The sequence below is a fragment of the Methylobacterium sp. 285MFTsu5.1 genome, from assembly GCF_000383455.1.
Classification (GTDB): Bacteria; Pseudomonadota; Alphaproteobacteria; order Rhizobiales; family Beijerinckiaceae; genus Methylobacterium.
The window spans coordinates 1-20,381 of record NZ_KB911286.1 but is presented as its reverse complement, the minus strand read 5'-3'; the positions used below and the strand labels follow the sequence as shown (position 1 = coordinate 20,381).

Here is a 20,381-nt window from a genome sequence, read left to right as displayed (position 1 = left end):
GCCGCGACCCGATGCGTCCATCTCGCTCTCCATCAATCCCGCACCGTGCGCCTGCGCGCCGGCGCGCTCTCCAGGTCTGTCTCAATGACACTCGCTCGTGACCCCGATGCCCACCTCTCCGGCACAACTGACTCGGCCAAACTCTCGCTGCCGCTGTCCTGGTGGCGCGTCCTCGCCCCTGAGGCGCTCGATATGGCGGCGCAGTGCCGCCTGTCCGCTGCCCTGAATGCCGCGCAGCCCCTGCCGTCCCCCGACTGGTCCGCTGCTTGCCGGGGCGATTCGGCGGCTGCGATCCATATCGCCCTCAACGTCCTCGCCGAGGCCATCGCCTTTCCTGGGCGCCTCGATCCGGCGATGTCGGCGATCTGCCTCTGCGCCGTACGAGGTGACGGCTCCTGCATCGACCTGATCGTGCACGTGCTCGGGCGGCGCGCTCGACGCCGGGCTGATCTCGAGGTGCTCTGCCTCGCCCATGCTTGGTGCTCCGTTCCGCGCCGCGGTTCCGACCGCGTCGGCGTCGCCCGCTGAAAGGGAGGAAGCCGATGGCATTCTCTTCGACCCCGCCTGCCCTGCAGATCGACCCCGAGGCGGCACGTCGCCTGCTCGAACCGATGCTTCCGCGCCGCCTGCGCGCCTGCCTCACTCAAGATCTGCGTGTGGCTTCTGCTTGCTCTGAGCTCGCCCTCGAGATTACCACCCTCGCCCCGGATGCCGAGGCGCTGGTCTCCGCCTGGATCGGGGCGGCCACTTCGGAAGGCGGCTTGTGGCGTGACCGTCGATGGATAGCCCGACGATCCGCTCTGATCCGGTTCCTCGACGTGTGGGCCGTGGAGCACGATCAGCCGGTGGCGCGGGCGTTGGCCGATGTCGCGACGCTGTTGTCCTGCGCCGGCGATGATCGCAGAGCTGCGGCGCGCTTGGCCCAGCCCCTGTGGCTGGAACGCGAAGCGGTTCTCGACCTCCGGAAAGGGCTCGCGGCCCTGGCCGAGGCGCAAACGCGCCTCACTATCGGACGCGTCGCCGAACAGGGTGCCGATTCGGACATCACCGGGGCGACCGATCTCGCTGTCGCGCTGCAGGCAGCTTGGCACGACGCGCTCACGGACGCGCTTCTGACGTTCTCCGAGAAGACGAGCAGCGCCATCGCCGCTGCTGCCACCTTGGCTTGTGGCGCCGATGATGCCTTCGCCAGCGACGTGGCACTCGTCCACGCGCTCGTACCCGTTGGGGAGGTCTTGACGCGACCCGTCGCAGACAGCGCGGCGACGCGGGAGCGGCGCAGATGGAAGACGATCGAGGCTCAGCTCGTCAAAAAAAGCGAGGCGCGCCAGCGCGAGAAGGCGGCGACCGTCGACACCATGCCACAGCGGCCGGATGCCGATGCCCCACCCGCGGAAGTGCCCAAAGGCCACGTCCTCGTCGTTCCGGCGATCCAGGAGACCGGGAGCGACCGCGGCCGCTCCATCGCCCGCGGTTATGAGCACGTCATCGGCAAGGCGCTCCCGCTGGTCGCCGTGCCGGATCTCGCAGTCGTGCGCACGCAGCTCGTCTTCGAATTTCCTTACGCTCAGGTTACGATCGACAGGCTTCTGACCGACCTGATCGGACGTGAGTACACCACGTTCCGGCCGACCCTGCTGATCGGCCCGCCGGGAGCCGGCAAGACCCGCCTCATCGCCAGGATTGCCTTCCATCTCGGGCTGGGGTTGTGGCGAGTCGATGCGACGCGCGACGCCGGCGCATCGCTGGGCGGCCTCGACCGCCGTTGGGCGACATCGGAACCGGCGCATCCGATCATGGCGGTAGCTCGGACCGGTAGTGCCAACCCCCTGATGCAGATCGATGAATTGGAGAAATCCGCGACCCGTTCGGATCATGGTAGGCTCTGGGATGCCCTGCTTTCGATGCTCGAACCGGAGACCGCCCGAACCTACCAAGACCCTTGTTTCCAGACGGAGACTGATATCAGCCGTGTCTCGTGGCTGGCCACTGGTAATGAGATCGGCAACTTGCCCGCCCCTTTGCTTGATCGCCTGCGCGTGTTGGAAATGCCGGCCCCGAGCCACGCAGATCTCGATGCTCTGCTCGAACCGGTTCTGGTAGGAATCGCGGCCGATCACGGGCTCGCTCCCGCCTTCATTGCGCCGCTCGACGGCGAGGAGATCGCGTTGCTTCGACGATCCTGGCGAGGCGGCTCGGTCAGGCGACTGATTCGCTTGGTCGAGGCTGTTGTCAATGCGCGCGAAATTCTCGCTGTGCGACAGTAGATTAACGTGATCGATTGCCGGAGAGGGTATATCGCCCTCCGGTGATATGCTGTCACCCGCGTGAGCCGTGACTCTGCAACGATCGTGCATTCTACTGTGCTGAATAGGCCGCGAATTACTTGCGCAATCATTGAGACTGTAATTTTTAGATGTCTCTGGTGAATTTTCGTCATCATCAACGATTGTAATTGATATCGAGATTTCTTCTTCAGATTCGTTTGAGCTCTCTCGGATCTTCCCTCGAGACACTTGTTCCCCGACGTCGCCAGCCTGCGAAACTGCGCTGCCGGAAACGCCGACCTTTACGGAAGTCTCACGCCACAAGGGATCGAACGCTCGGCGTGCACGGAACTGTTGATCCTCAGGTTCGAGCATGACTACGACGATAGGTTCTGGCCCATCACGGTGGAGGATCGCCGCACGGGCGGCTTCCCCGTGTTGTGCCAGGATCGAGGCGCGAATCGTGGATGGCGATAGTTCGCCTCCCGTGCTGGCGTCGAGCGCCGGGCCGATATCGACAGTTGCGACCTTCATGTGGGCCGGCAATCGCTTGACGACGCCATTCGTGGTCACGGTCCGAGCCTCATGAACCCGCGCGTCGAGATCAGCGGCATATCCAATGGTGTCGCCAAGGATGGGGATCGAAGCTTGGGTGCCCTCTCCGCGTGGACTCAGAATGCGGGACGCCTCCTGCAACGCCGCTGCCTTCGCAACGAAGAAGCGCTTCAAATTGAAGGTTCCGGCAGCCATGGTTAGGACCTCGCGGTATGCCGGGAGGATAGGCGCTGACGGCGATGAAAATCGGAAGCGAAAAATTTAGATCGGCGTGATCTCGGGCATGGCGCTCAACTAGGTCCCCTAGTGGGTCCTGAACCTATCCCTGAACTCGCTCGGGCTTCGGATAAAATTTTTCCGCTTCGCATCGGACAGGAGATGTTGCCCAGGAGCGATCCCTCAAAGCATGAGGTGCTCATGAACGAGGTCCGACGCCGACCCTTGAGGTTACGACTCATCAGGACCATCGCGATTTTCGTCGCACCTGGCCAAGCTAGAGAAACGAACAGGCCAGGGGGCGCGAACCATGACACATTTCACATGTGTCCGTGTCGAACGTATCAGAGACCGCAGCGAGCTAGCTCGCATCGCGTCGCACGGTCTGCGGCTTGATCCCAGCAGCAAGGAGCGTGTGGACCCGGCTCGAACGCCGCTCAACCGCTCAGGATCGGACTATGCGGAGAATCCGCTGGATCTCTCAACGGCGCTCGAAGGCTTCCTCAAATCTACCGGTGCCCGACTATATGGACGCGCGCCGATCGGCCTGCATATCCTCGTGAGCGTCAGCCCAGGCTGGATCACTGAAGCGGGCGAGTTGCACGATCCCCAAAATACGCGGAACGTTCAGTTGGCTCACCAAGCTGTGGACTGGGTCCAGCGAGCACTTGGCGGGGGGAGGCCCTGCGTCGTGGCCTGGCGGCAGGATCTCGATGAGAAGGGCGGCGGGGTCGTGGACATCGTGGCCGCGCCAACCCGTACCGCAAAACTAAATCGGTTCAAAGAAGATGTCACCATCGTGTCGGTGACGGCCGCACTCGAGGCGCACCGTGCTCTACATCCTAACGACCCAACCGCGTTCGGCGCGCTTCAGACCTCTTGGGCAGTTCACGCCGCGAAGACCCTAGATCGTGCGCTTTGTCGCGGCACGCGCAAGATCGATCAGCCCGCCAGGCACCTCGATCCGAAGCGTTACGGCCGGCTGGTAGATGCGGCTCGCGACGAGGCCAAGGCCATAGCGGCGCAGGATCTCGCCGAAGAGCGGGCAGTTCTGGATGCCCGCGAGCGACGGCTGGAAATCGCGGAGGAGAAGATCACTCGGTTCGTTGCTGGGATGGTAGCCGAAAGAGAAGGGATCATGGCGGAGGCCCGAGCTAAGGTTGATGACGCCCTCAACGCTATCGCGATCGGGATCGATGCGCTGACCGATAGTAGGATCGTCGCCGTTGAGCCATGTGCAGAGAGCGGTGAGCTTCTTCTAATTGCCGACATGAACCTTGATGCCGCCGAAAGATCCGCGTTGTGGGAGGCAATCACTCCGGGCCTGCCCGCTGGACTAAAGACGGTCCTTGGATACATCCAAGCTGAGGCGGCTCGATCAGGAGAGGCCAGAAATGGCGACCACGCTAGGCATCCTTCCCCGAGCCACTTCTGAGTTTGATTTCAGAATCTATGTGGAATGCGCTTCGATAATGGTTCTGACCACGCGAGATATGCGGCTGTAGCGGCGGGAGAAAACCCGGATGGTTGCGGCCAGATCGTCCTGGCTGTGATAAACTGCAATGCTTGCAGCTTCGCGTTAGGCCGAAGCTCAAGCACTCGCTCGGGCAAGCCATGGACTGTGCGTTGGAAGATGCACTGTAGTCGGCGAGCGATGCTGCACTATTCAGATTCGATTGCATCGTCCTCGCGCGTGCTGAGATTTGCGCAGGTGATGTACATAGTTCTGGTCGGACCATCAACCAAAGATCGCTCCGCGGCGGTCTGCAACTCCGAGGGGCCGTACTTGGTGATAGAGAGGGCTAATTTTTCAACTGCTCTACCGCAAGCTCATGCGCAAGCCTGCCTACTCCGCCGAATAGTTCGCCAGGCAGGCAGCGATCCAGCCACCGAGCTGATGTCAAGCTTATGAGCGATGTAATATTGACTGGGTTCTGCCCAAGCACCAAAGATAGCTATGCAATTTTGATCGATAGGGCGCAAAAATTTGGAATGCTTATAATTAACTATCAATTTGCCCAAATCGCCTGCGCAAAAATATTTCTTATTGATAGACCTTCATTAAATTGGGCGCGCAATTATATTGTTATGCCGGCTCGCGCTAAACGGATTTTCTCATCCTGATTTCGCCGGCTTTGATCGACTTAGGACCGATCTCAATTTTCGATTTAAATTGCACGTTTCAAACATGCTGAGCTAATGGAATTTGTTGTTCAAGATGTGCGCGTAGGATCGAGTAGCATTTAACAACCTCCTCGAGTCTCTCGGCGTTGAGTCGCCGCATATGCTCGGACCCGTTGGGCTGCCTGTAGGTCGTGGCATAATAGGCAGCTTGAGCCTTTAGCTTGGTGGCGACAAAATCCAAATCGCCCGACCAAGTCGCTTCGGCGCGTACACGGTGAAGGCGCTGGGCGATCTCTAGCCAGTGCAAGTCGAGTGCGATCCCGCCGCCCATCTGTTTGAAAAGGTCGAACATCGAGTCGAGGATCTCGATCGCGGTCTGTGCTGACATGCAGGCTCCGTTAGGTCGATGCTGCGACCAGATCAGGTCGGACGTACCAATCATCGAACAGAGAGAGTTGCCGGAATCGTCGGCGATAGCCGAGTCCGGTCAGAAGGCCATATATCTTGTCGCGGCTGTCGGAGAAGTTGTGTTCGACGCTTATTAGCGCGATGTCGTAGCTTGTAAAATCGAAGCTCTCCAGGACGTCGAACTCTCCGCCCTCCACATCGATGCTCATGTAGTCGATCTGCTTCGGAGCCCGCGCCTCCGAAAGAAAACGGTCCAGCGAGATTGTTTGGACTGGGTATTGTCGCCCATCTTGACGAAATTGGGAATGAAAATCGCCTGCTGCGAATTCATCCATCCCGGACAGCTCGCCGATATCAACCTCATTGAACAAGACTTCGACGCCATTGGTCTTGTGAACGCACTTGTCAGTGATGTAGCAGTTTCGGTTATCATACAATGCCGCATGCCAAGCGCGGGCAGGCTCGGCGAGAGCGCCCTGCCAGCCATAGGCCTTCTCGAGAAGAAGCGTGTTGCTCAGGCTTATACCATCGCAGGCACCAAATTCGACGAAATATCCGTTCCGCTTCTCATTCAATTCGTACAGCGCCCACAGATCCTGTAGAAGCTGCGCGTTGGAAAGGGGCGCTCTCTTCGCCGCAAATGAGAGGAAATCGAGCTCCGAGCTCACGATATGCGGCGGCGCTTCCAGATTGTCCCTGAGATTGACCAGTGCATTGAACACCGTCAGGAGCTCGACATCCATGGCTCTCTGCTCAACCTGTTACTTGGGATCAATGGGGTTGGGTCTGGAACGGGCGGATCGAGGCGCCGTGCCGCGTCTGTAGGATCCGATTTGAGCCGTCGAACAGGACCGTGTGCTGAACCGAATCAACGCCGTGATCGGGGATGGTCTGGGCCGCCCTACGAATAGCGGACTGGAACCCTTTACGGCTGAACCCGTAGGGACGAAGGCTCTCCAACAAGGCGTCGATTAGCTTCGTATGGCCTTCGGCCCGCGCCTGGGCCAGATCGCGGTCGCGCACGGCGCGGTCGCGTTCGGCCCGCAGCAGCGACAGTTCGATCTGTTGCTGCTGGATCTGGCGAATGAACTTCGTGTCAATGTCGTGAGCGAGATTCTTCGGCATTCGGTAGCTCAACAGGCCCGGGAGGGGACGGGTTCGTAACGCGGTTGGTGACACCTCGGCGTCAAGCGACAGCGGCCTTACGTGATCACAGCCACCGAGGTGGACCGGTTATCGAGATGGCACGGCAATTCCTGTTCTCTAGATCGCTTCGGCCATGGCGGTGGCGGCTGTCGCGAGGCCCCATCGCACGAGATTCTGAGCCTCGGTCACCGACTTGGCCTCAGCGTAGCAGCGCAACTCCGGCGCGTTGCCGGAAGCCCGGAAGTGGATCGTCCGCCCGCCGTCCAGCTCGATCCGGATCCCATCCTGCTCGTCGATGGATTCCGGCGCTCCGATCGGTCGGAGGAACGACACCCGGAAGGCCTCCTCGCGCAAGCGGCCCAGGAAGGCGCTGCTCCGTTCGGACGGCGTGTTGGGGAGCCGGTCGCTCGCCATCTCCCCCGCATCGAGGGAGGTCACGAGGTCGGCCAGCGAGGTGCCGGCCGCGCGCGTCGCGGCCAGTGTCGCCAGGATCGGCAGCATGGCATCGCGCGTCGGCAGGGCCGGGAGGGTTCTGCCGTCGCGTGTGATGTCCGAGCCGAGCAGGAAGCCGCCATTCGCCTCGAAGCCCGCCACGATGGCCGCACCGGAGCGCCGCACTTGTTCCATGCCGGCGATGACGTAGGGCGAGCCCACTCTCGTGCGCAGGACCTGCTTGAAGCCGCCGGAACGCTCCAGCGCCGAACCGGCCGTCACGGGCACCACGACCGCGTCGGCCCCGAGGAAGCGTGCCGTAATCAGGCCGAGCACGTCGCCACGCACGATCCGGCCCGCCTCATCGGCGATGAGAGGCCGGTCGGCGTCGCCATCGGTGGTCACGAGCGCGTCGAAATCGCCCGAGGCCATCGCGTCACGAATGAACGCGATATCCTCGGGCCGATGTGCCTCGGTGTCGATGGGCACGAAAGTCTCGGACCGGCCGATCGTCGTGACTTGTGCGCCGAAGCCGGTGAGCAGATCGGCCAGGAGATCGCGGGCGACGGAACTCTGCTGGTAGACCGCGATGCGCAGGCCAGCCAGCATCTCGGACGGGAATGCGTCGATATAGCGGTGCTGGTAGCGGGCCAGGGCGCGGGGTTCGGGTGTGGCAGGGGTCCGTTCCGCCGACACGCCGGCGTGTGCGCGGCGGTCCAGAGCGGCCAAGATTGCCGCCTCGTCCGCCTTCGTGATCTCTCCGTCGGGCCGGTAGAATTTGAGTCCATTGCGATCCTCCGGGATGTGGCTTCCCGTGATCATGACTGCCCAGGCGCCGCGTCGCATCGCCTCGAGGGCGAGGGCCGGTGTCGGGAGGGCGCCGCATTCGATCGCCGTGAAGCCCGTTGCCGCAGCGGCATCCGCCACCGTCGCGGCGATGCTCGGGCTACTGTCGCGCAGGTCTCGTCCGATCACGACTGCCCGGGGGGCTTCGCCCGACATGGAGCGGAAGAACGCGCTGGCATAGGCGTAGGCCGGCCCTCCGACGAGGTCCGTCACCAGGCCCCTCAAGCCACTCGTACCGAATCTCAGGCTGCTCACGGCGGTTCCGTCAGTGTCGATTGAGTTGGGATCGATCACTGATGCCGCGAAACGCCGTGCATCACAACGTCCGCGACGGGAGCCGGGCGCGCGCACGGGATCCTCACGAAGGCGCCGCACGCGCCTCTGCGCAATACCGTTTACCCTCTCTTAACCATGATTCCAGCATTGAGTCCTACGAGCTCACCTCCAAATTTCGGCTGTGGTCAGGATGCATTCGCAGGGTCCCGATCTCTCGAACGTGGTCAGTTTGACGATCGCCTTGTCGGAGCGTGTCGCCGAAACGCGGCGACTGGGGCACCTCGTGGCGGTCGATGAGATCGAGGCGATTGGGAACGTGGCCTCCTTTCTGCGCCAGAACCTCGACGAGTGGCCCCCTCAATTGAGCCGCGCGATCTGCGACGTGATCACAAGTTCGCCGCGCGGGCGAAGCCGTTCGCTGCTGCTTGTCGAGTACATCCAATCCGGTGCCTTCGATCAGCAGCAGTCGGGGAAGCACACCATGCCGTTCGTGATGGATCTGTACCGTATCGTTCTGGGACGGGACGCGGAGGACGATGCGCTGCGGCACTGGTCTGCCCAGCTGAATGCGGGAAAGATCTCGCGGAGGCAACTTCTGGGGACTGTCATCAGTTCAGAGGAATTCCGTGCGTCGCTGAATTAATACAGAACTGCCTATATTTGTTGTGTGTAGGTCAATGCATGTGATTTGGATGTTTGTGGCAATATGAGGCGTCGCGAGGCCGTATTCGATAAAGCGCTAAAATATGTCTCCCGCGCACAAGAATGTGTTGATAGAGTCGAGATATGGGTCGATGAATCGAGCGCTGTCGCCTTTCGCGTGGGGGCTGTGCGTCTGAGATCTGCCTGGGCGGATAGGAGCGGCGGAATACCTTCATGCTGACCGTGACTCGGACGCCGCTTCGAATAAGCTTGTTCGGCGGCGGCACAGATTACCCGGAATATTTTGAGCGGGCGCCTGGAGCGGTCGTCGGTGCCGCTATCGATAAGTACATCATCATAGCCGCGCTGGATTTGATAGGATGTCAGGATTATAATTATAGGTTGAGCTACTCCCGCGTCGAGCACTGCGGGCACATCGACGAGATCGAGCATCCGGTGGTGCGAGAGGTGCTCAAATATTTCGACGTCAACCGACGGCTCGATATGAGCATCATCTCCGATTTGCCTGCGGCAGGGAGCGGTCTCGGTTCGTCCTCAGCGTTCACCGTGGGATTTCTGAGAACGATATACGCGATTCAAAATCAGAAACCTACGAAGATCGAACTCGCCAAGAAGGCGATACACGTCGAGCGCGAGATCCTGCGCGAGAACGTCGGCGTTCAGGACCAGCTCCACGCCGCCTTTGGCGGGATCAACCGGTTCGATTTCAGCGGCTCCGCCATACGGATCTCGCCCGTTCAGATGAGTTCTGCCGCCATTCAGCAACTCAACGCGTCGATGGTGCTGGTCCATACGGGCATCGCGCGGCGCGCGACGACGACGGTCGCCGCGCAGATCGCCGTGACGCGCGCGCGCGCGATCGACAAGGAATTGTCCGAGCTCTACCGCCTCGTCGAGGAATGCGTCTCTCTGCTCGAAGCGGGGACGAGCGGCTGGCTCGCGCAGCTCGGCGAGATGCTCTCCGCCTCGTGGCGCATCAAGCGGACCCTGTCGCGTGAGGTCTCGAACGCGGTGCTCGACGATCTGTTCGAAGCGATCACCGCGTCGGGGGCTTACGGGGCGAAGCTGTGCGGCGCGGGCGGGGGCGGCTTCTTCCTCGCTCTGATCGATCCCGATCGGCTTCCGGCCCTGATCGAGCGGGTCGCGCCGCTGTCCGTCGTTCCGATCGGCATCGACGTCGACGGGTCCACCCTGATCTATCGCCAGACGCGCTGAGCGGCGTCCTCACAGGCCCCAGCCCGGCCGCAGCCGGGCCGCGGACCCATCGCGACGAGAGGCAACGATGCGAATTCTGATCACCGGCGGCGCGGGCTACATCGGGACGATCCTGGTGCCGATGCTTCTGGAGCGCGGGCATCACGTGACGGTGCTCGACACGTTCAAGTCCGGCGCCCCGGACCTGTTCTCGGCCTGCCAGTACGATACGTTCGAGCCGATCAAGGGTGACGCGCGCGACATGCGCATCCTGGACGAGCTGATCCCGAAGCACGACGTGCTCATCCCCCTCGCGGCCCTGGTCGGCGCGCCCCTGTGCAAGGAGGACGCGATCGGCGCCACGACGCTCAACCGCGACGCCGTGGTGGCGCTGGCGCAGCGCGCGGGCGGCGACCAGAGGATCGTCTACCCGACGACCAACTCGGGCTACGGCGTTGGCGAGGCCGGCAAGTTCTGCACCGAGGAATCGCCCCTGCGGCCGATCTCGCTCTACGGCACGACCAAGGTTGAGGCCGAGAAGGCCGTGCTCGACAGCGGCCGCGGCGTCAGCCTGCGGCTGGCGACGGTGTTCGGCATGGCGCCGCGCATGCGGCTCGACCTCCTCGTCAACGACTTCACCCACCGGGCCGTGACCGACCGGGCGCTCCTCGTCTTCGAGGGCCACTTCAAGCGCAACTACATCCACATCCGCGACGTCGCCAAAGGCTTCATCCACGCGATGGACAATTTCGACCGGATGCGCGGCGAGGCGTACAATCTCGGCCTGTCGAGCGCCAACCTGTCGAAGCTGGAGCTCTGCGAGCGCATCAAGACGCACGTTCCGAACTTCGTCTACGTCGAGGCCCCGATCGGCGAGGACCCGGACAAGCGCGACTACATCGTGTCCAACGCGAAGCTGGAGGCGACCGGCTGGTTCCCCGATTTCGACCTCGACCGGGGCATCAAGGAGCTGATCAAGGGCTTCCGGATGATCCGCAACTCGCGGTTCGCCAACGTCTGATCGGGATGGGCGGCCTGCAGCGAACGCGCCGCCGGTCGGCCCGACACGGCGGCCGGCGCGGGAACGGACCGAGGTGATCATGAGCGCCATCGTCGATTTTCTCACGCGGACCCGTGACACCTTCCAGGCCGCCCTCGACGATTCCCGCTTCCACGCGACCCTCACCGAGACCGCCGATCTCGTGACCGCGTCCCTGCGCGGCGGCGGCAAGCTCCTGACGATCGGCAACGGCGGCAGCGCCGCCGACGCGCAGCACATCGCGGGCGAGTTCGTCTCGCGGCTCAACTACGACCGGCCGCCGGCTGCGGCGGTGGCGCTGACCACCGACACCTCGGTGATCACCGCGATCGGCAACGATTACGGCTACGAGCACGTGTTCGAGCGGCAGGTTCTGGCCCTCGGGCGGCCGGGCGATGTCCTGCTCGCGCTCTCCACGTCGGGGCGTTCGCCCAGCGTGCTGAAGGCGATGGACGCGGCCCGCGGCCTAAGTCTGCGGGTCGTCGCCTTCACGGGCGCGACGGGCGGGGCGATGCCCGAGCGGGCGGATGTCTGCCTGCACGCGCCGACGGACGCCACGCCGCTGATCCAGCAGATCCACATCACCGCCGCGCACATCGTCTGCGGCCTTGTCGAGGAAAGCCTGTTCCCGCGCGGGACGGCAGCGTGAGGGACGGCCTGTGACCGAGCCAGAGCGGAAGGGTGGAGGCCCCGTCCGGCAAGCCATGATCCTGTGCGGCGGCTTCGGCACGCGCCTCGGCGCGCTGACCTCGGCGATGCCCAAGCCGCTGCTGCCGGTATCGGGTGAGCCGTTCCTGGACGTGCTGCTGTTCGAACTCGGCCGCCACGGCTTCACCGAGATCGTGCTGCTGGCCTCGTTCCACAGCGAGAAGATCCGCGCCTACGCCGCCGACAACCCGGTCGCGCGACGCTTCGGCATGACGCTGCGGGTGTCGGTCGATCCGGAGCAGGCCGGGACCGGGGGCGCCGTCGTGCACGCCCTTCCCGAGGCCGACGAGACCTTTCTCCTTCTGAACGGAGACTCGTGGTTCGACGTGAACCTGCTGTCCTTGGCCGCCATGGCGGCGCGTCACCCCGATGCGGCGATGGTCCTGTCGCTCCGCCGGGTGCCGGACGCCGCGCGCTACGGCGTCGCGCTCCTCGACGGCATCCGGGTCGCCGCCTTCCTCGAGCGGCCACCTGAGCCGGGTCCCGGTCTCGTCAATGCCGGCGTCTACCTGGTGCGGCGCGATGCACTCACCGGCCTGCCACCGGCCTGCTCACTGGAACGGGACGTCCTGCCCGCTCTCGTCGCCGAGGGCCGTGTGGTGGGCGTGGCCTACGACGGCTACTTCCTCGATATCGGCGTGCCCGAGAGCTACGCCCGCGCCCAGGAAGAGATCCCGGCCCGTCGGAAGAGGCCCGCCGCTTTCCTCGATCGGGACGGCGTTCTCAATCACGACCACGGGTATGTCGGTTCCGTGGACCGGTTCCAGTGGATGGCGGGCGCGCGCGACGCCGTCCGCGCGCTGAATGAGGCCGGCTACTTCGTGTTCGTCGTCACGAACCAGGCGGGGGTCGCCCGCGGCTTCTACACCGAGGCCGACGTCGCCCGTCTGACCGCGTGGATGCGGGACGACCTGCGCGAGGCCGGCGCGCATATCGATGATCTCCGCTACTGCCCCTATCATCCGGACGGGACGGTCGAGGCCTACAGGGCGGTCCACGGATGGCGAAAGCCCGAGCCCGGCATGATCCTCGACCTGATGGCCCATTGGGACATCGACCGCGCGCGCAGCTTCCTGGTCGGCGATCACGAGACGGATCTCGCCGCCGGCCGTGCGGCGGGGCTCGCCGTGCATCACTTCAGGTCGGACGACCTGCTCGCCTTCCTGCGAGAGGTCGCGCTGACGGGGTAGGAAGGGCCCCGGGAAGTGCGGGCCCTCGCCGGGCGCGCTTCGTCGTCCGGCACGCTCAGTCGTGCGACTGGATCGAGAGTTCCGCTTCCGCGGCCTCGCGCATGGCGCGATCCCAGTCGAGCTTGCGCTTGGGCGGAGTCTCGCGCTCCGCGTCCGCGGCTTTCCGATCTCGCGGAGCGACGATCTGGATGTCGTAATCGGGCACGCTTGAATCCGCTCTTTAACCGATGATTAATCATATTGGCGGAACGCGCGGGTCTTGTCAGCGGTTCGATCGCACGATCCACAATCCGGTGACGGCCATCATCGCGTGCCGGACAGGCCGATCAGGAGCATGGCGGCGTGCACGGCTCCGACGATGGCGCCCGACTGGGCGAGCTGTAAGGCCTCGGCTCGCGGGACGCGCACGACGGCGATGTCCTCGCCGGGATCCGGCTGCGCCGGCCCGGCCGCAGTCACGCGCGCGCGGACGAGATGCATGCGGTTGGCGTAGCGGGCCGGATCCGCGTTCAGGGTGACCACGCGCTCGGCATCGGCGAAGATGTAGCCGGTCTCCTCACGCATCTCGCGCTCGGCGGCCGCGAGGATGTCGGGGTCGGCGGGGTCGATGGCCCCGCCCGGAAGCTCCAGGCTCGGGCCCCCATAGGCGTGACGGTACTGGCGTACGAGGATGACGTGATCGGCCGCGTTGATGCCCAGCACGAGGGTGATGTCCGGCGTCTCGAGCACGTAATAGGGATCGACGATGTGACCCGACGGCGTCACGCAGTCGTCGGCACGGAGACCGAGCCAGCGATCCTTCATGACGTGGTGGGATTGGCGGACTGTCCAACTCGGTGTCGAGATCATCGCTTTCTTCGGGCTCGGGGCTTGTGCTTCCGGATATCCGCGGCGGTCATTGTGGATCTTCGCGGCTGAGCGATATGCGCGATGGCAAAACTGTCTCGTCTTTCGGCTCTGACTTCGATCGCGCTGCGGCCGCGCGTTGCGCTGCCCTCGCCCACCCGATAAGCCTCTCGGGGTCGTAGAGCGTCGCGCCGCGGATGTCACAGGTCGTAGGATGACGGGAACGAAACTCGCCATGGCATGCCGCGTCTGCGATGGACGCGATGTCGAGCTGTTCCTCGACCTGACCGATCAGCCGCACTGCAACCGCCTGATCCCGCCGAATCTCGCGGACCGCCGCGAGCCGCATTTCCCCCTACGCGCCGGCTTCTGCCACGACTGCACGCTCGTCCAGATCGATCACACGATCCCGAAGGAGAGCATGTTCAGCGACTACCCCTACGTCTCGGGCACGACGAAGACGCTGGTGGAGCATTTCCGCCAGACGGCGGCCCGGCTCGTGGAGCGGTACGGCCTCGGGCCGCAGGACCTCGTGGTCGACATCGGCAGCAACGACGGCACGTGGCTGCGGCAGTACGAGCCCTTCGGCCTGCGCCGCTGCGGCGTCGAGCCCGCCGCCAACGTCGTGGAACTCGCCCGCGCCGCCGGCGTGCCGACGCTGAACCGCTTCTTCAACGCGGAGACCGCCGAGATCGTCCGCGCGCAGGACGGGCCGGCGAGCCTGATCACCGCCGCCGGCGTCTTCTTCCACCTGGAGGAGCTGCACAGCGTCGTGAAGGGCATCGTCACGCTGCTCAAGCCGGACGGCGTCTTCGTCGTGCAGGCGATCTACCTGGGCGGCATGATCGAGAACACCGCCTTCGATCAGATCTACCACGAGCACCTGTGCTACTACACGCTCCGCTCCCTGGAGCAGCTGTTCGCGCGCCACGGCCTCGAGGTCTTCGACGTCAGCGTCGTGCCGGTCCATGGCGGCTCCCTCGAGGCGCATGTCGGCTTCCCCGGCGCCCATCCGGTCAGCGACGCGGTCACGCGCATGCGCGCCGAAGAGGAGGCTCGCGGCTACGGCAAGTTCGAGACCTATGTCGGCTTCGCCGAGAACGTCCGCCGCCTGCAGGCGGCGCTGCTCGACCTGCTGAAGCGCATGCACGCCGAGGGGAAGACGGTCCACGCCTACGGCGCCCCGGCCAAGGGCGCGACCCTGCTCAACGCCTTCGGCATCGGCCCGCGGCTGGTCCAGGTCGCGGCCGAGAAGAATCCGCTGAAGTTCGGTCGCCTGATCCCCGGTGCGCGCATCCCGATCGTCGAGGAGGGCCGCGTGGCCGCGCCCGACGCCTACCTGGTGCTCGCCTGGAACTTCATCGACGAGTTCCTGGCGCGCGAGCGCCGCTACCTCGAGAACGGCGGCGCCTTCATCGTCCCGGTGCCGGAACTCAAGGTGATCACCGCCACCGACCTGCCGAAGGCGGTCTGAGCGTGACCGCCCTCCCCCAAACCTCCCTGCCCGACACCGTCGTCGTCGTCGGTGCGTCCGGCTTCGTCGGCCGCAACCTCGTCGCGCATCTCGCCGGCCGCGTGCCGCGGCTGATCGCGGTCAGCCCCTCCGGCCGGTCGGTGCCGGGGGCGACCGAGGCCGCGCGCTTCGACGCCCTGGAGGCACTGTCGGTCCCCGCCGACGCGATCGTCGTCAACGTCGCCGCGCAGCGCTACGACGCCGACAAGTTCGAGACGGCGCAGAGCGACCTGCTGACCGGCAACGCCGAGATCGCCAACCGCCTCTACCGGTTCTGCCTGACGAAGGGCATCCGCGAGGTGCGCGCGGCCTCGAGCGTCGCGGTCTATCCGGCGGCCCTCGATCCCCTCGACGACGCGCGGGCCGTCGACCTCAACGCCCCGCCCAACCGGAACGAGGCCTTCTACGCGTGGTCGAAGCGCTGGTCCGAGGTGATCGCCGACCTCCACGCCGAGCGCTACGGGGTCCACACGCTCAGCTTCCGCCTGAGCAACCCCTACGGTCCCCACGACTCGACGGATCCGCGCAAGGCGCACGTCCTGCCGGCCTTCGTGATGCGCGCGCTGGCGCCCGGTGAGCGCTTCGAGATCAAGGGCAACCCGCTGGTCGAGCGCGACTTCATCTACGTCGGCGACGTCGTCGACGTGTTCACCCGCTCCCTAGAGATGCGGGAGACGAGCGACGCGCTCAACCTCTGCCGCGGCGAGACCACGACCCTGCTCGACCTCGCCCGAACCATCCTGGAGGTGGCCGGGGAGGACCGGCCTGTGCACGCCCCCGACACGGCGACTCACGGCGTGCTCGCCCGCCGCTCGACCAACCGGCGGCTGCGGAAGCGCTTCGGGCTGTCGAGCTTCACGGGACTCGCGGACGGGCTGCGGCCGACGATCGCGTGGTATCGCGAGGCCTGTCGCGACGGGGCGCACCATGCCGGGACCTGAGCGCGACATCGTCATCGGGGCGGACGGCTTCCTCGGCCGCAACCTCGTCCCGCGGCTCCGGGCCGAGGGCCGCGAGGTCGTCGGGATCGGTCGCGCGGCGGGTGACCTCTCCGAGTGGGCGAATGTCGAGCGGGCGCTGCGCGCGGCGCCCCCGGCCGGTCGGATCTTCCACGTGGTGACCCGCCAGCGGACCGGCGCGGTGCAGTACGACATCCAGGGCGAGCTGCTGGCGATCAACGCCCGGGTCCACCTGAACGTCCTCGAGGCGTGGCGCCTGTTCCAGCCGCAGGCCAAGCTCGTCTCCACGGGCTCGTCCTGCACCTATCCGGAATCGGCGGAGCCGCTCCCCGAGGCGCGGTTCGGGCAGGGGCCGACGCACCCGTCGGTGATCGGCTACGGGCTCGCCAAGCAGGTCCTGGCGACGGGCTCGGCGGCCTACGCGCACCAGTACGGCCTGAGCTTCCTGCACTGCGTGCTGGCGACCCTGTACGGCCCGCACGACAACAAGGCCTCCGACCGCAGCCACTTTGTCGGCGCCCTGCTCGACCGGGCCGTGCGGGAGAAAGCGGCGGGCGCTGCGCAGTTCGAGGTATGGGGCAACCCGCATACCGTCCGCGAGGTGCTGTACGTCGACGACCAGATCGACGCGATCCTGGCGGCCGACCAGGCGTTCGACAACGAGATCCTCAACTGCGCCGCCAACACGCCCGTCACCGTCGAGGCGGTGGCGCGGGCGGCCCTGGCGGCCCTCGACTGGTCCGTCCCCCTGGTCAGCCCGCCCGGCTCGTTCCAGGGCGCGGCCTACAAGATGCTCGACTCGACGCGGTTCCTCGACTGGACCGGTTGGCGTCCGCGCATCGATCTCGAAGCAGGCCTGCGCAGGCTCGCCGCGGCGGAGTACGCCGACCGTTAGCGAGCCGCGACCGGGCATAAGGTCGCCCGCGCGAGGACCACTGGTGTAGCCTTCTGAGCGGCCGCGCCGAGCGAGGCGAAGGTCGTCAGTGCGCCTTGAGCTGGCCCCAGCCTCTTGTGATGTTCGGGACGGCTCCGAGACTTCGTGAGGGTTCAGGTTTTTGCCGACATCGCGGTCGCGGCGGAGGCAAGTCCCCACCGGACGAGATCCTGCGCCTCCTGTGCCGTCTTGGCCTCCGGATAGCAGCGCAGCTCGGGCGCATTTCCTGAGGCCCGGAAATGGATCGTTCGCCCGCCGTCCAACTCGATCCGGATCCCGTCCTGCTGATCGATCGAGGCCAATGATTCGATCGGGCCGAGGAAGGCAGCGCGGAAGTCCGGATCCCGAAGGCGATGGAGGAAAACGGCGCTCGTCTCGGACGGTGTGTTGGGTGGCGGTCGCTGGTCATCTCTCCCGCATCCAGGGAGGACACGAGGTCAGCGAGGGAAGTGCCGGCGGCGCGCACCGCTGCCAAGGTGGCCAGGATCGGCAGCATCGCGTCGCGCGTCGGTAGAGCGGCCAATGTCCTGCCGTGAAGCGTGACATCCGATCCGAGGAGGAAACCGCCATTCGCCTCGAATCCCGCGACGATCCGTGCTCCGGCTGACATCGCCTGCTCCATGCCGGCGATGACGAAAGGCGAGCCCACCTTCGTGCGCACAACCTTCCGGAAGCCGCCGGAATGCTCGAGCGCCGAGCCGGCCGTGACCGGCACCACCACCGTGTCGGCACCCAGAAAGCGGGCCGTGATGAGCCCGAGCACGTCGCCCCGCAGGATCCGGCCCGCGCCGTCGGCCACTAGCGGCCGGTCGGCGTCGCCGTCCGTGGTCACGAGCGCGTTGAAGGAGCCCGATGCCATGACGTCGCGGATGAAAGCGATGTCCTCCGGACGATGGGCCCCTGTATCGATCGGCACGAAGACCTGCGACCGGCCAATCGGCATCACCTCCGCACCGAAGCCGGTGAGCAGGTCGGCCATCAGGTCGCGGGCCACCGAACTCTGCTGATAGACCGCGATCCGCAGGCCTTGCAGGATGTCCGGCGCGAAGGCGGCAGCGTAGCGCTGCTGATAGCGCGCGATCGCGTCGGTTTCAGGCGTGGCGGGCGTCGAGGTCTGACCTTCGCCGGGCGCGCCCTCCTCCAGGACGGCCAGGATAGCGGCCTCAGCGGTCTTGGTGATCTCACCCGCGGGCCGGTCGAATTTCAGGCCGTTGCGATTCTCGGGGATGTCGCTGCCCGTGACCATGACAGCATAAGCACCGCGCCGCATCGCCTCGAGTGACCTGACCGGTATTTTGGACCGAGCCGAGTGGGAGGCTACTGCATGGTAGCGGCCATGGGTAGCCGGAAGGCCAGATCTGGGAAGCTGACCGGCGCGGGTGGCCGATAGCCAAGCGACGAATGCGGACGGACGCGGTTGTAGGTGGATTGCCATAGATCAATCACGATCTGCGCCTCCTTCAGCGAGTAGAAGATCTCTTGGCGTAGGCACTCGTCGCGCAGCTTGCCGTTGAAGCTCTCACAGTACCCGTTCTCCCACGGCGAGCCGGGTGCGATGTACTGGCTCTGCGAGCCAGCTTTGGCGACCCACTTGCGCAGGGCCTTCGAGATCAACTCGGTGCCGTAGCACATCGGGAAGATGGCTCGACGGCTCTGGGGCGGCGCGCGAAGCCATGCTGAGCGCAGCGCGCCGCCCTGGGCGGTCATGGCCGATCGACAGGTCTCTAGAATGACGGTGTTCGAAGCCTCATTCCGGAGACGGATCGACCATGACCAGACCACAGCTTACGCCGCCGGCCGGCGTTCTCGTAGCCATCGACATCGCCAAGGCCCGCAACGAGGTCCTGATCGAGGTGCCCGGCTCCGGCCGACGACGCCGGTTGAGCGTCCTCAACACCCGCGCCGAGCACGACCGTCTGATCGCGCTGCTGTCGGACCTCGGTCAGCCGGTGACCTGCGGTTTCGAGGCCACCGGCAACTATCACCGCCCGATCGCCTGGCGCCTGCTCCAGGCCGGCTTTGCCGTGCGCCTGATCTCCTCCGTGGGGCTCGCCCGCACCCGCGAGGCCCTGCACAACGGCTGGGACAAGAACGACCCGAAGGACGCCCAAGTCATGCTGCACATGATCCGCATCGGCGCCTCGCAGGTGTATCACGACCCGCTCGCCGCCGGCATCAACGACGTGCAGGAGCTGTCCAAGACGCACGACGCCGTCTCGCGGGCCAAGACCGAGGTGCTGCATCGGATCCTGACCCACTACCTGCCGCTGTATTTCCCGGAGGTCGACCGCTTCCGCCACAACAGCCGCTCGGACTGGTTCTTCGCCTTCCTCGATCGCTTCCCCACGCCCGCCTGCATCACCGCGCTGAGCAAGGAGGCCTTCATCGCCGCCGCCTGGGATGTCGTCGGGCGCAAGGTTGCCAAGGCGCAACTGCTCGGCGACATCTACGAGACGGCCCGCAGCTCGATTGGCCTGCCGGTGCCGCCTGACGCTCCTGCGGTGAGCATGTTCCGGCTCGTCATCGGCGAGGCGCGCGGGCTGATCCAGCAGCGCGACGCCATCGAGGCCACGGCCGACGCCCTCTTGACCGACAGCTCCGACTACAAGCTGCTGCGCCGCATCCCCGGCATCGGCCCGATCAACGCCCTGACCATCCTGGCTGAGGCCGGCGACCTGCGCCGCTTCAGCCATCACCGGCAGTTCCTGAAGTTCTGCGGGCTCGATCTGGCCACCCAGCAATCCGGCACCTTCCGCGGCCAGACCAAGCTGTCGAAGTACGGCAACGCCCGGCTCCGGCGTACGCTCTGGCTGGCTGGGCAGGTGGCTATCCGGCAGCGGGAGAACGGCTTCCGCGACAAGTTTGAGCGCTACATCGCCCGCGACCGGCACGATGCCGACCTGCGGCGTAAGGCGCTGACCGCGATCACCGCCAAGATGGCGCGCGTGGTGCACGCCGTTATCAAGACCGGTGCCGACTACCGGCCCTTCGTCGAGGGGCCGGTGCCAGGTGGGAGAACCCCTCTCAGCAGAGCCGTGAGGGCGTGAGAACCACGACCCTGTAGA

19 protein-coding genes and 2 pseudogenes are annotated in these 20,381 nt (G+C 65.2%); 12 read left to right on the top strand and 9 right to left on the bottom strand.

The window, feature by feature from the left end:
- Positions 1-84 precede the first annotated feature (84 nt).
- The 3 genes from H288_RS0121730 to H288_RS35150 all read left to right on the top strand — a co-directional run bounded on the left by H288_RS0121730 (position 85) and on the right by H288_RS35150 (position 4,473).
- Positions 85-528 (top strand): hypothetical protein, encoded by a 444-nt coding sequence (locus H288_RS0121730; RefSeq protein ID WP_157861957.1) that lies wholly within the window; start codon positions 85-87, stop codon positions 526-528.
- 14 nt (positions 529-542) lie between these two features.
- Positions 543-2,267 carry an AAA family ATPase gene (locus H288_RS35990; RefSeq protein WP_020094689.1) on the top strand — a complete coding sequence of 575 codons (1,725 nt, stop codon included), beginning with the start codon at positions 543-545 and terminating at the stop codon, positions 2,265-2,267.
- 1,081 nt (positions 2,268-3,348) lie between these two features.
- A complete protein-coding gene (locus H288_RS35150) occupies positions 3,349-4,473 on the top strand; it encodes a hypothetical protein (RefSeq protein WP_158684219.1) in 1,125 nt (374 codons plus the stop codon).
- A 747-nt stretch (positions 4,474-5,220) separates the two neighbouring features.
- Here the strand turns inward: H288_RS35150 and H288_RS0121720 are convergent.
- The 4 genes from H288_RS0121720 to H288_RS0121705 all read right to left on the bottom strand — a co-directional run bounded on the left by H288_RS0121720 (position 5,221) and on the right by H288_RS0121705 (position 8,249).
- Positions 5,221-5,550, bottom strand: coding sequence for a hypothetical protein (locus H288_RS0121720; protein ID WP_020094688.1), 330 nt, complete (start codon positions 5,548-5,550; stop codon positions 5,221-5,223).
- A gap of 10 nt (positions 5,551-5,560) precedes the next feature.
- Positions 5,561-6,313, bottom strand: coding sequence for an FkbM family methyltransferase (locus H288_RS0121715; protein WP_020094687.1), 753 nt, complete (start codon positions 6,311-6,313; stop codon positions 5,561-5,563).
- Between the two features lie 28 nt (positions 6,314-6,341).
- Positions 6,342-6,695: a hypothetical protein gene (locus H288_RS0121710; protein ID WP_020094686.1), complete on the bottom strand. Its 354-nt coding sequence runs from the start codon at positions 6,693-6,695 to the stop codon at positions 6,342-6,344.
- 138 nt (positions 6,696-6,833) lie between these two features.
- On the bottom strand, positions 6,834-8,249 hold the full coding sequence (locus H288_RS0121705) for a phosphomannomutase (protein WP_026605184.1): 1,416 nt from the start codon (positions 8,247-8,249) through the stop codon (positions 6,834-6,836).
- Between the two features lie 211 nt (positions 8,250-8,460).
- On the opposite strand from H288_RS0121705, the gene H288_RS0121700 reads away from it, so the two are divergent.
- The 5 genes from H288_RS0121700 to H288_RS0121680 all read left to right on the top strand — a co-directional run bounded on the left by H288_RS0121700 (position 8,461) and on the right by H288_RS0121680 (position 13,064).
- Positions 8,461-8,913, top strand: a complete 453-nt coding sequence (locus tag H288_RS0121700) for a DUF4214 domain-containing protein (protein ID WP_020094684.1) — start codon at positions 8,461-8,463, stop codon at positions 8,911-8,913.
- A gap of 233 nt (positions 8,914-9,146) precedes the next feature.
- The gene (locus H288_RS0121695) at positions 9,147-10,148 is read left to right on the top strand and encodes a GHMP kinase (RefSeq protein WP_026605183.1); all 1,002 of its coding nucleotides are present in this window, start codon (positions 9,147-9,149) and stop codon (positions 10,146-10,148) included.
- Between the two features lie 67 nt (positions 10,149-10,215).
- Positions 10,216-11,148 (top strand): NAD(P)-dependent oxidoreductase, encoded by a 933-nt coding sequence (locus tag H288_RS0121690; protein WP_020094682.1) that lies wholly within the window; start codon positions 10,216-10,218, stop codon positions 11,146-11,148.
- Between the two features lie 79 nt (positions 11,149-11,227).
- Positions 11,228-11,815, top strand: a complete 588-nt coding sequence (locus H288_RS0121685) for a D-sedoheptulose 7-phosphate isomerase (RefSeq protein ID WP_043712957.1) — start codon at positions 11,228-11,230, stop codon at positions 11,813-11,815.
- A gap of 10 nt (positions 11,816-11,825) precedes the next feature.
- On the top strand, positions 11,826-13,064 hold the full coding sequence (locus tag H288_RS0121680; RefSeq protein ID WP_026605182.1) for an HAD-IIIA family hydrolase: 1,239 nt from the start codon (positions 11,826-11,828) through the stop codon (positions 13,062-13,064).
- A 55-nt stretch (positions 13,065-13,119) separates the two neighbouring features.
- Here the strand turns inward: H288_RS0121680 and H288_RS35695 are convergent, their stop codons facing one another.
- Together H288_RS35695 and H288_RS0121670 are read right to left on the bottom strand one after the other, a co-directional pair.
- The gene (locus H288_RS35695; RefSeq protein ID WP_020094679.1) at positions 13,120-13,269 is read right to left on the bottom strand and encodes a hypothetical protein; all 150 of its coding nucleotides are present in this window, start codon (positions 13,267-13,269) and stop codon (positions 13,120-13,122) included.
- A gap of 98 nt (positions 13,270-13,367) precedes the next feature.
- On the bottom strand, positions 13,368-13,913 hold the full coding sequence (locus H288_RS0121670; RefSeq protein WP_245274535.1) for an NUDIX hydrolase: 546 nt from the start codon (positions 13,911-13,913) through the stop codon (positions 13,368-13,370).
- A gap of 211 nt (positions 13,914-14,124) precedes the next feature.
- On the opposite strand from H288_RS0121670, the gene H288_RS0121665 reads away from it, so the two are divergent.
- The 3 genes from H288_RS0121665 to H288_RS0121655 are packed head-to-tail and all read left to right on the top strand — an operon-like array spanning position 14,125 to position 17,277.
- Positions 14,125-15,384 (top strand): class I SAM-dependent methyltransferase, encoded by a 1,260-nt coding sequence (locus tag H288_RS0121665; RefSeq protein ID WP_026605180.1) that lies wholly within the window; start codon positions 14,125-14,127, stop codon positions 15,382-15,384.
- Positions 15,385-15,386: 2 nt separating this feature from the next.
- A complete protein-coding gene (locus tag H288_RS0121660) occupies positions 15,387-16,364 on the top strand; it encodes an NAD(P)-dependent oxidoreductase (protein WP_020094676.1) in 978 nt (325 codons plus the stop codon).
- Positions 16,351-17,277, top strand: coding sequence for an NAD-dependent epimerase/dehydratase family protein (locus H288_RS0121655; RefSeq protein ID WP_020094675.1), 927 nt, complete (start codon positions 16,351-16,353; stop codon positions 17,275-17,277). The genes H288_RS0121660 and H288_RS0121655 overlap by 14 nt, the downstream gene beginning before the upstream one ends.
- Positions 17,278-17,429: 152 nt before the next feature.
- Here the strand turns inward: H288_RS0121655 and H288_RS35985 are convergent, their stop codons facing one another.
- From H288_RS35985 to H288_RS32630, 3 genes and pseudogenes are all read right to left on the bottom strand, one after another.
- Positions 17,430-17,579, bottom strand: a complete 150-nt coding sequence (locus tag H288_RS35985) for a hypothetical protein (RefSeq protein WP_245274542.1) — start codon at positions 17,577-17,579, stop codon at positions 17,430-17,432.
- A gap of 224 nt (positions 17,580-17,803) precedes the next feature.
- Positions 17,804-18,175, bottom strand: a pseudogene (locus tag H288_RS35980) (phosphomannomutase); the annotation flags it as partial.
- Between the two features lie 458 nt (positions 18,176-18,633).
- A pseudogene (locus tag H288_RS32630) lies at positions 18,634-18,939 on the bottom strand (transposase); the annotation flags it as partial.
- A 146-nt stretch (positions 18,940-19,085) separates the two neighbouring features.
- Between H288_RS32630 and H288_RS0121640 the strand changes: the two are divergent.
- Entirely contained in the window at positions 19,086-20,363 is a 1,278-nt protein-coding gene (locus tag H288_RS0121640; protein WP_020094673.1) for an IS110 family transposase, read from the top strand.
- The last annotated feature ends 18 nt before the right edge of the window (positions 20,364-20,381 follow it).

What these genes read in the sequence shown, in the direction of transcription:
- H288_RS0121710 (WP_020094686.1), bottom strand. Translation starts at nt 6,695, where the DNA reads ATGCCGAAGAATCTCGCTCACGACATTGACACGAAGTTCATTCGCCAG.
- H288_RS0121640 (WP_020094673.1), top strand. Translation starts at nt 19,086, where the DNA reads ATGACCAGACCACAGCTTACGCCGCCGGCCGGCGTTCTCGTAGCCATC.
- H288_RS0121695 (WP_026605183.1), top strand. Translation starts at nt 9,147, where the DNA reads ATGCTGACCGTGACTCGGACGCCGCTTCGAATAAGCTTGTTCGGCGGC.
- H288_RS0121655 (WP_020094675.1), top strand. Translation starts at nt 16,351, where the DNA reads ATGCCGGGACCTGAGCGCGACATCGTCATCGGGGCGGACGGCTTCCTC.
- H288_RS0121665 (WP_026605180.1), top strand. Translation starts at nt 14,125, where the DNA reads ATGACGGGAACGAAACTCGCCATGGCATGCCGCGTCTGCGATGGACGC.
- H288_RS0121685 (WP_043712957.1), top strand. Translation starts at nt 11,228, where the DNA reads ATGAGCGCCATCGTCGATTTTCTCACGCGGACCCGTGACACCTTCCAG.
- H288_RS35990 (WP_020094689.1), top strand. Translation starts at nt 543, where the DNA reads ATGGCATTCTCTTCGACCCCGCCTGCCCTGCAGATCGACCCCGAGGCG.
- H288_RS0121690 (WP_020094682.1), top strand. Translation starts at nt 10,216, where the DNA reads ATGCGAATTCTGATCACCGGCGGCGCGGGCTACATCGGGACGATCCTG.
- H288_RS35150 (WP_158684219.1), top strand. Translation starts at nt 3,349, where the DNA reads ATGACACATTTCACATGTGTCCGTGTCGAACGTATCAGAGACCGCAGC.
- H288_RS0121730 (WP_157861957.1), top strand. Translation starts at nt 85, where the DNA reads ATGACACTCGCTCGTGACCCCGATGCCCACCTCTCCGGCACAACTGAC.
- H288_RS0121670 (WP_245274535.1), bottom strand. Translation starts at nt 13,913, where the DNA reads ATGATCTCGACACCGAGTTGGACAGTCCGCCAATCCCACCACGTCATG.
- H288_RS0121715 (WP_020094687.1), bottom strand. Translation starts at nt 6,313, where the DNA reads ATGGATGTCGAGCTCCTGACGGTGTTCAATGCACTGGTCAATCTCAGG.
- H288_RS0121700 (WP_020094684.1), top strand. Translation starts at nt 8,461, where the DNA reads ATGCATTCGCAGGGTCCCGATCTCTCGAACGTGGTCAGTTTGACGATC.
- H288_RS0121720 (WP_020094688.1), bottom strand. Translation starts at nt 5,550, where the DNA reads ATGTCAGCACAGACCGCGATCGAGATCCTCGACTCGATGTTCGACCTT.